Here is a 12,805-nt window from a genome sequence, read left to right as displayed (position 1 = left end):
TCCTACGTCATCTGACCCCTCCGCGCCGTCCCGTGTGAGGGACACCACGGCCGGTCTCCGGGGCACGGCCCCGCCGCCGTGCGAGAGTGTCCCCTTGGAGGTGGTGGACGTGTCCCTGTGGTCCCTTCGCGCTCGGGCGGTGGTCGGCGCCGTCGGCGTGGCCGCGCTCCTGTCGGCATGCACCGGCGGGGACGAGCAGCCGTCGCCCTCCCCCAGCGCCTCCGCGTCCGTGACGCCATCGGCCGAGCCGACCCCGTCCGCATCAGCCACCGCGTCCGTGACCCCGTCGGCGGAGCCGACGCCGTCCGCGACGCCGAGCCCGTCCGCCACCGAGACGACCGACGTCTCCACCGGCGACGTGGCGGTCGTCGTCAGCCGCGCCGCCGTGTCCAAGGGCATGTTCGAGGTCGGCGGCTACGTCGACGGCGTGGTCGAGGACGGCGGCACGTGCACGGTGACGCTGACCTCCGGCGGGAACGTCGTCGAGTTCAGCGGGCCGGGCCTGATGAACGCCAGCACCACGAGCTGCGGCGCCGGGCTGGCGAAGCCGGCCAAGGACGTCGCGGGCACGTGGACGCTGACCCTGACGTACACGTCGGCCGACCACGAGGGGACCTCGGCCGCCATGAAGGTGGAGATCCCATGACCGCCGCAGCTCGCCCGATCCGACGCATCGTCCTCCTCGCGGGCGCCGCGCTCGCCGCCGCCGTCGGGGCCGTCGTCGCGTCGAGCGCCGATGCGCACGCCGCCGACGGTGCCGACTTCGACCCCGGCATGATCATCGCGGACTCGATCTTCTACGACGGCGACGCGATGACGATCAGCGACATCCAGGCCTTCCTCAACGGCAAGGTCGACTCCTGCGAGCCGGGCTACACCTGCCTCAAGGACTTCAAGCAGACCACCACGAACATCGCCAAGGACGCCTTCTGCGACGGCTACACGGGCCAGGCGAACCAGAGCGCGGCGACGATCATCCGCAAGGTCGGCAAGTCCTGCGGCATCTCGCAGAAGGCGCTCCTCGTGCTGATCCAGAAGGAGCAGGGGCTCGTCACGCACACGTGGCCCTCGGACTACCGCTACGACAAGCTCACGGGCTACGCGTGCCCCGACACGTCGTCGTGCAACCCCGCCTACGCGGGCTTCCTCAAGCAGCTCTACTACGGCGCGCGGCAGTACAAGGTCTACGCCGCCTACCCGAGCAGCTACAACTACCGGGCCGGCGAGACCAACCGCATCTACTACCACCCGCCCGTCTACCAGGACGGCTCGTGGGTCTACACGTGCGGCTCGTCGAACGTCTACATCGTCAACCAGGCGACCGCGGGCCTGTACAACTACACGCCCTACCAGCCCAACAAGGCGGCGCTCGACAACCTCTACGGCGAGGGCAACGGCTGCTCCGCGTACGGCAACCGCAACTTCTGGCGCCTCTACACCGACTGGTTCGGGTCCACGAAGGTCGACCCGAAGAAGGTCATCGCCAAGGAGCGCCGCGCGCAGGGCGGCGCGGACGGCTGGCTCGGCAAGCCCCTCACCGGCGTCCGGTACGTCGCCTCGACCGGCGCGTACTACCGCGAGTTCGAGGGCAGCGTCATCGCCTGGACGCCCGAGCACGGCGTGCACACCGTCGGCAAGCAGTTCGTCGCGAAGTACCGCGCGCTCGGCGGCGTCGACGGCGGGGCCGGGCTGCCCGTGAGCGACGGCGTCTGGGTCGGCAAGAACGGCGGCGGCCGGTACCAGGAGTTCACCAAGGGCACGATCTTCCGCACCTGGCGCGGCGCGGAGGAGGTCGACGGCGGCATGCTCGGCTACTACTGGTCGCTCGGCGGTCCCGCCTCCGACCTCGGCTGGCCCACCGGCGCCAAGACCAAGCACGACGGGCCGTACTGGACCCAGGACTACACGGGCGGACGCCTGTACTCCGACATCGAGACGCTGATCTACGTGGGCGACGAGTTCCTCGACCTCTACGAGGACTCGGGCGAGCTGACCGGCTCGCTGGGGTGGCCCACCGCCGAGGTGAGCCGGATCTCCGCCAACGGCGGCGGCACGATGCAGACGTTCTCGAGCGGCAACGCGTCGCTCTACTCGTCCGCCGCGGGCGTGTTCAAGGTCAGCAGCGGCATGCTCACCTACCTCGAGGGCCTGGGCGGCGCCGCCGGGGAGCTCGGCTGGCCCACCACCGACAAGGTCAAGAAGGCCGGGGTCTCGCTGTGGACCCAGGACTTCACGGGCGGCCGCGTCTACTCCGACGGCACCACGCTCCAGTACGTGGGCGACGAGTTCCTCGACCTCTACGAGGCCGCGGGCGAGCTCGACGGCGGCCTGGGCTGGCCCACGTCCGACGTGGTCGTCGTCAAGGCCAACGGAGGCGGCACGTACCAGGAGTTCGGCGACACCACCGTCTACGCCTCCTCGCACGGCGTCTTCGCCTTCACCGGGGACGCGCTCGCCGACTACCTCGCGTACGGCGGCCCGGAGGGACTGTACGGCTGGCCCACCGGAGAGCCGGAGAGCCACGACGTCGACGGCGGCGGGGTCGCCCTGCCGTTCTCCGGCGGCACCCTGTACGAGTCCTCCTACGGGACCGCCGGGGTGCGCGGCGCGATGCACGACTTCTACGAGGGCATCGGGGGGCCGGACTCGGCGCTCGGCTGGCCGCTGACGAACAAGGAGCGTCACGATGGGCCGTACTGGACGCAGGCCTTCTCGGGCGGCGTCCTGTACTCGAACCTCACGTACCTCGGCTACGTGCCGACCGCGGTCCAGGAGGACTACGACGCCTACGGCGGCCCGTCCGGGCGTCTCGGCTGGCCGACCGGCGAGCCGACGTCGTACGCGGCCGAGGGCGGCGGCATCGGCGTGCCGTTCTCGAAGGGCACGCTGTTCCAGTCGACGCACGGCACGCAGATCGTGCGCGGCGCCATGCTCGACCACTACCTGAAGCTGGGCGGACCGGACTCGGAGCTGGGCTGGCCGACGACGGACAAGGACAAGCACCCCGGGCCGTACTGGACCCAGGACTTCACGGGCGGACGCCTCTACTCCGACTCGCGCCACCTCGCCTCGGTGGGCTCCTCGCTGCTCGAGGGCTACGAGCGCTACGGCGCGGTCACCGGCTCGCTCGGCTGGCCCACCGGGGACGTCGTGCATCGCAAGTACGGCGACCAGCGTTCCTTCGAGGGCGGCGACCTGTTCGCCTCGGCGGCCGGCACCTACGCCGTCGACGGGCGCATGCTGACCTACTACCGGTCGATCGGCGGACCCGCCTCCAAGCTCGGCTGGCCCGCCGGCGAGCGCGTGAAGACGCCGGGCCCGCTGTGGTCGCAGCCGTTCACCGGCGGCACCCTGCAGTCCAACGGCAAGAAGATCTGGCACACCCTCGGGTGAGGCGCGTGACGGGCGGCTCCGCGCCGCCCGTCACCGCCGCGATCAGCGGTACTGGTCGCGTAGCCGGATCGCGGTGTCGGTGAAGCGCTCGCCCTCGTGCGCGTCGATCCACGCGTCGAGCAGCCGGACGGCCGCGGGCTTCGCCTTGAGGCGCGCGAGGTGGCGCGCGATCGCGATGGTGGCGCCGCCGTCGCGCGGCGTGACGGCCGCGGCCTGCAGCGCGAGGTCGCGCGCCTCGTCGAGGCGGAAGCGGTAGCGCGCGAGCCGCGACTCCGCGAGCAGGCGCCGCGCGCGCTCCTCGAGCAGCACGTCGCGCAGGCGGAAGTACGCCTCGCCGCCCAGCGTGACCATGTCCTCGCGGGTCACCTTGGTGGGGCGCTCGTCCTCGTCAGGCGCGCGGAACAGGACCTCGCGCTCCGGGAAGTACGCGGCGCGCAGCTCCTCGTTGTCGGCGTCGAACTGCTCCTGGAACGCGGCGGCCTTGCGTCCGTCCACGAGGAACCGGTCGGCGTCGTCACGTCGCAGGACGTCCATGAGCCACGGCTTGCGCGACGCCTCGCGGGGCTCGCCCACGGACGGGCGCTGGACGTTGTTGAGGAGCCGCGTGAACTCGAGCGCGCGGGCGCTGCGGATCGAGGCGTTGAGGGTCTTGATGAACGTGAAGCCCTCGGCGGGCAGGCCGGCGCGCGCGTGGAAGTCGCGGACCACGTCGCCCTCGGGGAAGGAGCGCGGGTCGAACACGACCGGCACCACCGAGCCCGGGCCGAAGGCCTCCTCGTAGCCGCGGATGAGGCCGAGGTAGTCGTAGTAGTGGCGGTTGCGGTCGGTGAGCTTCGGGAAGACGCGGTTGGGGATCGCGTTGCCGCGGCCGATCCGGTAGTTGTAGATGCTCTTCGCCAGGTCGTGCTGGGGCCGCAGGTACGCGATCACGGTGACCTCGTCCGCGTAGCGGTGCACGAAGTCGGCGAGCGCCTGCTTGGACTCCTGCGTGGCGAAGCGCGAGTGGAACTGCTCCGCGGTGAGCACGAGCGTGTGCGCGTCGGGGTACCGCGCGATCTCCTCCTCGAAGAGCGCGGGGACCTTGACCTTCGCCTCCTCGAGCGTGCATCCGAGGCCGCGCAGGGCGCCCTGCGCGAACGCGTCCGTCGCGGGGTCGACCGACTGGAGGATCACCGACAGCCGCGCGTGGATCTCACGGCCGAGGCTGCGGGGCACGAGCACGCCCTGCTCGCGCAGGCGGCGGCGGTTGTGCGCCAGCGCGCCCTGGATCGTCGTCGATCCGGTGCGCTCGGTGCCGATGTGGACGATCGCGCGCCGGAAGCGCCGCTGCTCGCCGCTCATGTGGTTCACACTCCTTCGGTGACTCGGAGGCGTCCGCCCTCGGGTGGCCTCGGCGGCCCCGCGAGCTGCGTCGCGCGTCCCCTCACTTGCCGCCCGCGGCGCGGGCGACCTTCTTCGCGCGGGCCTTCGCCACGGACGCTCCCTTGCGGAGGTCGCCCGCCGCATCGTGCCAACCCAGGTGGCGTGCCGCGCGGGAGATCTGCGTCGGGATCCCGGTGCCGCCCGGCAGGTCGAGGGCGCCGAGCCGGCCGCCGTCGAAGTAGCGCTCCCGCTCCTCCTCGTCGAGCGAACCGACGAGCTCCACCGCGTCCGCGCGGAGGTGCCCGGCGATCTGCGGCTGCATGCAGTAGCCGACCGCGTCGATGAGCCGCTGCAGCTGCTCGGTGCTCGCGTACGGGCTGTCCGGCCGCGTCATCGCGTCGACCACGGTGACGGGGATGCGGTTGCTGTTCTCGTACGGGCTGAGGCGCTTCGCGAGGCGCTTGTTGCCGATCGAGTCGACGGGCAGGCCGAACAGCGCGGCCGCCGACGGGATCGCGGTCGAGAAGCCCGCGACGACCGCGACGACGTTCGCGCGGGCCATGAACGCCTCGGCGGGGGTGGACGACTCGTACACGACGAAGTCGACGCCCTTCTTCTCCGCGGCGGCGGCCAGCTGCGCCGTGAGCATCGGCGGCGCGGAGGGGTGGGGCTTGAAGACGATGCGCTCGCCGCCCATCGCGACGGCCCGGTTCACCATGCGGATGAGCGTGTCCCGCTCCTCCTTGCGCGACATCAGGCCCAGCTCCGACAGGTACTGGCCGAGCACCAGGCCGGTGGGGCGGGTGTCGGCGACGAGCTCCGCGAACTGCGGGTCGTCGCACGCGTCGGCGATCTCCTCGAAGAGGCGCCGCACGGGCTCGGGCGTCACGGGGGCGAGCGCGATGTCGTGCTCGGAGAACAGCACCGGCCGGATGCCGGGCAGCACGTCCTGGTAGATCAGGGTCGTGAGGCGGCTCGTGAGGCTGTACGGGATCTTCATGCGGATCGGGCTGTAGCTCATGAGGCCGTCGCCGATCACGGTGATGGGCCCGCCGTCGAAGATCATCGCGAGGCTGGTCGACGGCGGCACCTGGAGGTTCTGCAGGTACAGCTCGACGTCGCCGTCGCCGAGGTCCCAGTACGAGCGCAGCAGGCGCCGCCACATCGGCATCTCGATCCAGCGCGGGCTCCACGCCTGCGGCAGGTACGGGGACGTGAGCGGGTTGAGCTCGATCACGCGGTCGAAGCGCGCGAGGACCGGCTTCATCTCCTCGAGCTCGTAGAACGGGGTGACGATCTCGGGCACCGGCGCGCCCACGTGCACCACGAGGATGCGCTCGCCGCGACCCTCGGGCACCAGGCCCGCGTCGATGGCGGCCGCGGCGGTCACCGCACCGTAGGCGGTGGCGATGGAGAACAGCTGGGGCATCAGGCGTCGGTCCTTCCGCGGGCACCCCGCACGTATCGGGCCAGCGTGATCCGGCGGCGCGCGGGACCGGACGTGTAGGCGTCCCACACGATGTCCTGGGGCAGCGCGGCGATGAGGTCCGCCACGCCCGCCTTGAGACGGTCGCGGTCCTCCGGCGTCATGCGCCGGCGGCGGCGCAGGTGGTGCGCCGCGACGGCCATCGTGGTGGCCGTCAGCTTCGCCATGAAGCGGTCAGCCTCGGGGTCCGCCTCGACCACCTGGCGGGTCTGGTCGAACGAGCGCAGGAAGTCGAGCTGACGCGAGTCGAGGATCTGCGTGAGCGACGTGCTCACCTCGCGCCGGTAGAGCAGCGAGGGCGCGTCCACCACGGCGAACGAGTCCGCGTTGAGGTGGAGGCTCCAGATCCACGGCCGGTCCTCGGCGGTGAACAGGCCCTCGGGGAAGGCCAGCAGGCCGCGCTCGTGGAGGCGGCGGTGGAAGATGCCGGCCCACGCGTAGGGGTAGTCGACCATCGTCGTCTCCCGCGCGGGCAGGATCGCGTCGCGCGGCACGGCCGCACGACCGCGCCACGGGAAGGGCGCTCGCACCAGCGAACGCACTCCCGCGGCGACGGTCGTGTGGTCCGTACGGATGAAGTCGACGTCGAGCCGGTCACCCTCGTCGACGAGCGTCTGGAGGCGCCACGGCTCCATCCAGTCGTCGCCGTCGATGAACGCGACGTAGTCGCCCTCGGCATGCTCGAGGCCCATGTTGCGGGCGCTCGCCAGGCCGACGGCCGTCTCGTTCTCGAGGAGCTCGAGATGAGCGAAGGCCCCGTCGAAGTGACGGATGACGTCGGCGGTGCCGTCCGTCGATCCGTCGCTGATCGCGACGACCTTCAGCTCGCCCGGCTCGCGCATCTGCCGCAGCAGGCTCTTGAGCGTCGTGCCGACGTACCCTTCGCCATCCTTGACCGGCAGGATGACGGTGATGCGCGGTTGTGCCACGTGTGCCTTTGCCCTCTCAGATGCGACGCGCGAGGCGTCGTTGTCGAACGTGCCGTCCGGCGTCAGCCGTCGACGCGACGCAGCTTGGACAGCGGCGCGAGCTCGCCCGGGAACACCTTCTTGACGCCGTCGCCCATGGCCTGCTCGATGATGCGGATGTCGCGGCACAGGTTGATGAAGCCCTTGGGCTCCAGCGACGCGGCGTGGTCCGAGCCCCACATGGTGCGGTCGAGCGTGATGTGACGCTCCACGGCCACGGCGCCGAGCGCGACGGCGGCGATCGAGATCTGCAGGCCCGGCTCGTGACCCGAGTAGCCCACCGGCACGCCGTAGCGGTCCTTGAGGGTCTGGATCATGCGGAGGTTGGCCTCCTCCGGGGGCAGCGGGTAGGTCGAGGTGGCGTGGAGGATGATGAGGTTCTCCTTGCCGAGGGTCTCGACCGCGGTGTCGATCTGCTCGATGGTCGACATGCCGGTCGACAGGATGACGGGCTTGCCCGTCGCCGCGATCTTGCGCAGCATGCCCAGGTCCGTGACCGAGGCCGAGGCGATCTTGTAGGCGACCGTGTCCATCGACTCGAGGAAGTCGACGCTCGGCTCGTCCCACGGCGAGGCGTACCAGACGACGCCCTTCTCCTTGCAGTAGGCGTCGATCTCGGAGTACTCGGCCTGCTCGAACTCGACCTTGTAGCGGTACTCGAGGTACGTCATCGTGCCCCAGGGCGTCTCGCGCGGGGTCGACTTCATGTGCTCCGGCGTGGCGATGTCCGGGGTGCGCTTCTGGAACTTCACCGCCTGGGCGCCGGCCTCGACAGCGACGTCGATGAGCTTCTTGGCGATCTCCACCGAACCGTTGTGGTTCAGGCCGATCTCGGCGATCACATAGGTCGGGTGACCGTCACCGACGAGAATGTCGCCGATCCGCACCGCATCCGTCATGACTGTTCCTCATTCCTGCGTCCGTCATGTCCGGACGCCGTAGCTTGGGCGCGTCAAATGCCGTCGCCAGCATCTCACATTCGCGGGCACGTCGTTCGCCTCGCGGGGTGCGTCGGCGCTCGGCCCGCGGGTGCGGAGGCGCCGACTGCTTCGCACCAGTTATACCATTCTGGGCCTTCGCGACCCGTGGCGGCGAGACCTCGCATGTCACCCGATCGGCGGCATCACCAGGTCGATCGTCCCCGCCTCGCGGCCGTGCGTCTCGCCCATCCAGCCGGCGTCCGCGCCCTCGTCGAAGGAGCGTCCCCGACCCATCGCGACCGACAACGCGCCCAGGCAGCCGGCGGCCGCCTGATCGACCGCGAGCCGCGTCGGCGCCTCGGCGGGCAGCGGCGCGGGGGATGCGTCAGCCTGTCGCGCCCAGGCCGCGGCGAGCTCCGCCGACGCGGGCGGGACGAGCCTCTCGATCCGTCGCACGGCGCCGCGCCGGGCCTTCTCGTAGCGGGCCAGCAGCCTCGACGGGACCACGGACGGCGACGCCTCGAACGGCCGCGCGGCGCGCAGCCCCGGCATCGCGCCCAGGAGGGTGACGGCCGCGATCCCATGCGTCTCCGCGCGGCGCCCCTGCCAGGCGCGGGCGGCCGCGGCGAGCGTCTCGAGCTCGAGTGCGGTCATGCGCCGCGTCGTGCGGGGGGCGGGCTGCAGGACGATGCGCTCGCGCCCGACGCGCGGATGGCTCGCGAGGACCTCGACGACGTCCGCGAGCGCCGCCGGATCCGGAAGCGCGCCCCAGGCGCCCCAGGCGGACGGCGACGTCGCCCACGCCGCCCACGCGTCGAGGCCGTGCGCGCCGCGGAACGCGACCGCGCGCTCCCACGCGGCGGAGATCGCGTCGGTGAGGTCCGGGAGCTCGAGCGTGACGACCGCGGGCCCCTCGAGCGCGTCGAGCGCGCGCCGCACCTCGTCGGGGGTCCAGGCGTCGAGCCAGCCCGCGGAGACCAGCGCGGCAGCGTCGCCGGACAGCGCCACCAGCGGGGGCGACTGCTCGGTGGCGGCGCTCCCCGCCTCGCGCGCGAGCCGGCGGTGCAGGAGGCGCTCGGCGAGGCCCTGGGCGACGCCCGGCTCGAGGCCGGCCGCGATCGCCGCCGCCGCATCGTCCGCGCCCGCGAGCACGCGGAGCGAGGCCGTGCCGCGCGCCGGCACCGCGAGCGCCGCGTCGAGCGCGTCCGAGGCGGGGGCCTGCGCGAGCAGCGTGGGGGTCTTCTCCTTCTTCACCCCGTGGAAGCCGACGCCGGCGGCGACGGCGCGCGACGCGAGGCCCGCGATCGCGGTGCCGAGCACCTCCGGCGACACCTCGCGGGTCGTGGTCGGGAGGTCGCCGCGCGGCGCGGGGCGCCGGGCGTACTCCTGCAGGTCGCCGATCACCTCGACGCCGGCCGCGAGGGCCTCGGCGACGCCCTTCTCGGCGACCGCGACGGCCGTGTCGAGCCACCGGTCCGGCAGCGCGAGCACGCCCTCGGCCTCGTCCGGCGTGTGGAGCCGCTGCAGGCCGCCCACGAGGCCGCCGCGCACGGCGGGCCGGTAGAGCGGCGCCGGCCAGTCCTCGTGCGAGAGCCGCAGGTTGACCCGTCGGAGCAGCTCGACCTCCTCGAGCGAGAGGCCGCGGTTGGCCTGGAAGGCGTTGATCCGCTGGGGCTGCAGCGTGCCCTCGGGCACGTCGAGCACGGTCTCGAAGGCGCGGTAGACCCGCTCGGGATGCGCGCGGTCGAGCACGACCACCGTGATCCGCTCGGGGCCGAGCACCGCCGCCCAGCGCTCGACGAGCTCGCCGAGATCGTGACGGGGCCAGAAGTTCGGGGTGGTGCGGCTGCCGGGCTCGGGCCCGAACACGTCCTCGAGCCACGCCTCGTACGCGACCGTGCGCCGCTCCTTGATGTACTGCTGCCAGATCGACGGCAGCATCGACACGAAGTTCCTGACGGTGAGGACCACGCGCACGTCGTCGCCGAGGTCGTCGGCGATGCGCCGGATCCGGTCGGGCTTCGCGGCGGCGAGGTGCTCGGCGCTGATGAACGCGCGGCTGCCGGTCGCGGCGACGTCCGCGACGAAGGCGGACCAGCGCCGCTCGGCCGCGGGGCTGTCCGCGACCGCGCGCTTCGCCGTCCACAGGTACGCGGTCTCGTCGCTGTGGTGGGAGCCCTCGCCCGGGTAGACCACGCCGCTGGCGGCGAGGCGCTCGCGCGCGGCGGCCGCGGCCACCTGGATCGCGGTGGTCGCGGACTTGTGCATCCCGATGTGGAGCACGTGCCCGGTGCCGGTGGGGCGCCCCTGGGCCTGCTCGGTCATGAGGTCTCCTTCGTCACTTCCGGCGCCGCCGCAGAACCCCCGTGAGCCACCGTACCAGCGGCCTCGCGAGCCGCATCAGGCGTCCCTCGACGCTCCCGTCCTCGTCGCCGAGCGCGACCGCGCGGCGGAACACGCGCCTGCGGAGCTGGCGCGGCGAGGCGAGCCGGTCGGGCATCCGGGCGGGGTCCCCGGGGCCGGCCGCGAGGGCCACGTCGACCCAGTCGTCCTGCCCGTGGAAGTAGTTCGCGGCGAGCCAACCGGCGTCGGGCGTGCGGAACCGCAGCGCCTCGAGATCGTCGAGGCCGCCGAAGAGGTCCGAGCCCTCGAAGACGGCGTTGATGACGTCCGCGCTCACGCCGAACTCGTCGAGCACGAGCGTGGGGACGTCCGCCGCGATCGCCTCGAGCGCGGCCGTCGAGCTGACCGTGACGAAGCCGGCACAGTCGCCGAGGTACTCGCGCAGCGGCCCCTGCGCGAACACGAGGTTGTCGGGCAGTTCGCGCCCCTCCGCGAGCTCCTCGTAGGACACGGCCTCCTTGTGGGTCTGCGCCTCGCCGGCGAGACCGCGGAGCTTGATCACCACGTCGAGCTCCGGATGGGCCGCGGCGGTGGCCACGAGCGAGTCGAGCAGGCGGCGGCGGTCCTCCGGGGCGGCGGGCACGAGCGCCTGCGGCGCGAAGACGATGCGCGGCCTTTCCGATCGCCCGAGCTCCTCCTCCTCGATGAGGGAGGCGAGCCCCACATGCCGCAGCCGGCCCGGGGGCAGCTGGGCCTCGACCGCCTCACGTTCGCGGATCGAGTGCACGATGATCAGGTCGCACGCGGCCCGCAGCAGGAGCCCGAGCTCCGTCGGCGGGAACCAGATGCCGGGGATGCCGGCCGCGACCACGTCCGCCGCACGCCGGCCCTGGAGCCGCTCGAGCAGCAGCAGCTCGATGAGCGGTCCGCGGCACGCGAGGAGCAGCAGCGCGGGGCGGTCGCGGCGCAGGCGCGCCACGAGCTGCTCCATCGTGACGAGCGGCGGGTCCGCGGGCAGGCGGCCGTCGACGGCGGCCGCGCGCTGCGCGGCGCTCGGTGTGACGGCGTTGCGCACCACCACGAGCTCGACGTCGTACGCCTCGCGCAGGTCCGCGGCGCGCCGCACGGCCCACTTGAGGTACGAGTCGGAGTCCGCGACGACGAGCGCGCGGGGACGGGCCGCGTCAGCCACGCGCGGCGAGGATGGCCTCGGCGAGCTCGCGGACCGCGCCGCGGCCCCCGGCACGGGTGAGGACGAGGCGTGCCGCGGCGGCGGCGCGGGGGTGCGCGTCGGCCGGGACCACGGCCCAGCCGACGGCCTCGAGGCACGGGATGTCGGGGATGTCGTTGCCGACGTACGCGACGCGGTCCATCGCGACGCCCTTCTCGGCGGCCCAGCGCTCGAGGTACGGCAGCTTGTCCTGGACGTCGTGCGAGACCTCGATGCCCAGCTTCCGCGCCCGGGCGGCGACCACGGGGTTCTCCTCGCGGGACAGGATCAGCATCGGCAGGCCCGCCTTGCGCAGCATCGAGATGCCCATGCCGTCCGAGCGGCTCACGGTGACGGACTCGACGCCGTTCTGGTCCACCGTGGCGGTGTCCTCGGTGTGGACGCCGTCGAAGTCCATGACGAGCGCGTCGACGTCGACCGGGGCGGGCGTGTCGAGGAGCGACGCGAGCGCGCGTGCGGACGCGAGCTCGTGCGCGTCGTCGATCTCGATGCCGGTGGCCGCGGACACCTCCGCGATGCCGACGCGGCCGAAGAAGCGGAACCCGGAGGCGCGGAAGCCCGCGACGTCCATGACGTAGAAGGCGCCGGTCTCCTGGAAGTGCGGCTCGCGGTCCTGGCGACGCGGGCGGAACGAGTGGTCGTGGTTGACGCCGGTCGCGCCGGTGCCGCCGCGCTGCCACAGGAACGCGTAGGTCTCGAAGGCCGAGAACATCGAGTCGTGCTCGCCGGCGAGCACCGAGGAGACGGCGCCGTCGAGCGCCGCGGGGTCGATGAAGGGCGAGGTCGCCTGGAGGAAGGCGAGGACCTGCGGCTCGATGCCGCGCTCCGCGAGCACGTCGAGGCCGTGCAGCAGCGCCGCCTCGGAGGTCGCGAGGTCGCCCGCGATGTCGGCCGGGCGGTCGATCACGTCGCCGCCGGCGGCGCGCGCCGCGGCGGCGATCTCCGCATCGTCCGTCGACACGAACACGCCGTCGATCGACGGCGCGGCCAGCGCGGCCCTGACGGCTCGCGCGACGAGCGGCACGCCGCCCACGCGGGCGACGTTCTTCCCGGGCACGCCCTTCGACCCGCCGCGGGCGGGGATGATGGCGACGGCACGCAT

At 72.7% G+C, this 12,805-nt stretch carries 9 protein-coding genes; 2 read left to right on the top strand and 7 right to left on the bottom strand.

Features of this window, described 5'->3' with window-relative positions:
• The first annotated feature begins 109 nt into the window (after positions 1-109).
• Both AOM02_RS12055 and AOM02_RS12050 read left to right on the top strand, forming a co-directional pair.
• Complete coding sequence (locus AOM02_RS12055; RefSeq protein WP_156156215.1) at positions 110-646, top strand: hypothetical protein; 537 nt, start codon at positions 110-112, stop codon at positions 644-646.
• Positions 643-3,393, top strand: coding sequence for an LGFP repeat-containing protein (locus tag AOM02_RS12050; protein WP_062299505.1), 2,751 nt, complete (start codon positions 643-645; stop codon positions 3,391-3,393). The genes AOM02_RS12055 and AOM02_RS12050 overlap by 4 nt, the downstream gene beginning before the upstream one ends.
• 42 nt (positions 3,394-3,435) lie before the next feature.
• Here AOM02_RS12050 and AOM02_RS12045 read toward each other — a convergent pair whose 3' ends face one another.
• The 7 genes from AOM02_RS12045 to AOM02_RS12015 form a co-directional block, all read right to left on the bottom strand.
• Positions 3,436-4,734, bottom strand: a complete 1,299-nt coding sequence (locus AOM02_RS12045) for a hypothetical protein (protein ID WP_062299503.1) — start codon at positions 4,732-4,734, stop codon at positions 3,436-3,438.
• Positions 4,735-4,816: 82 nt separating this feature from the next.
• On the bottom strand, positions 4,817-6,184 hold the full coding sequence (locus tag AOM02_RS12040) for a polysialyltransferase family glycosyltransferase (RefSeq protein WP_062299500.1): 1,368 nt from the start codon (positions 6,182-6,184) through the stop codon (positions 4,817-4,819).
• Entirely contained in the window at positions 6,184-7,170 is a 987-nt protein-coding gene (locus AOM02_RS12035) for a glycosyltransferase family 2 protein (RefSeq protein WP_062299498.1), read from the bottom strand. The genes AOM02_RS12040 and AOM02_RS12035 overlap by 1 nt, the downstream gene beginning before the upstream one ends.
• Positions 7,171-7,232: 62 nt before the next feature.
• Positions 7,233-8,108, bottom strand: a complete 876-nt coding sequence (locus AOM02_RS12030; RefSeq protein ID WP_062299496.1) for an N-acetylneuraminate synthase family protein — start codon at positions 8,106-8,108, stop codon at positions 7,233-7,235.
• Between the two features lie 207 nt (positions 8,109-8,315).
• Complete coding sequence (locus tag AOM02_RS12025; RefSeq protein ID WP_062299494.1) at positions 8,316-10,454, bottom strand: hypothetical protein; 2,139 nt, start codon at positions 10,452-10,454, stop codon at positions 8,316-8,318.
• Between the two features lie 13 nt (positions 10,455-10,467).
• Positions 10,468-11,664: a DUF6716 putative glycosyltransferase gene (locus AOM02_RS12020; RefSeq protein WP_156156214.1), complete on the bottom strand. Its 1,197-nt coding sequence runs from the start codon at positions 11,662-11,664 to the stop codon at positions 10,468-10,470.
• Positions 11,657-12,805, bottom strand: a complete 1,149-nt coding sequence (locus AOM02_RS12015; RefSeq protein ID WP_062299490.1) for an acylneuraminate cytidylyltransferase — start codon at positions 12,803-12,805, stop codon at positions 11,657-11,659. Before AOM02_RS12015 ends, AOM02_RS12020 begins: the two co-directional genes overlap by 8 nt.

The sequence above is a fragment of the Demequina maris genome (assembly GCF_000971155.1).
Lineage (GTDB): Bacteria > Actinomycetota > Actinomycetes > Actinomycetales > Demequinaceae > Demequina > Demequina maris.
Note: the sequence above shows the minus strand (reverse complement) of the source record. Positions and strands in the feature narration are given on the sequence as shown.

Bases quoted from the DNA above. Each gene is read 5' to 3' on its own strand.
- AOM02_RS12050 (WP_062299505.1), top strand. From the start codon at position 643: ATGACCGCCGCAGCTCGCCCGATCCGACGCATCGTCCTCCTCGCGGGC.
- AOM02_RS12045 (WP_062299503.1), bottom strand. From the start codon at position 4,734: ATGAGCGGCGAGCAGCGGCGCTTCCGGCGCGCGATCGTCCACATCGGC.
- AOM02_RS12040 (WP_062299500.1), bottom strand. From the start codon at position 6,184: ATGCCCCAGCTGTTCTCCATCGCCACCGCCTACGGTGCGGTGACCGCC.
- AOM02_RS12030 (WP_062299496.1), bottom strand. From the start codon at position 8,108: ATGACGGATGCGGTGCGGATCGGCGACATTCTCGTCGGTGACGGTCAC.
- AOM02_RS12025 (WP_062299494.1), bottom strand. From the start codon at position 10,454: ATGACCGAGCAGGCCCAGGGGCGCCCCACCGGCACCGGGCACGTGCTC.
- AOM02_RS12015 (WP_062299490.1), bottom strand. From the start codon at position 12,805: ATGCGTGCCGTCGCCATCATCCCCGCCCGCGGCGGGTCGAAGGGCGTG.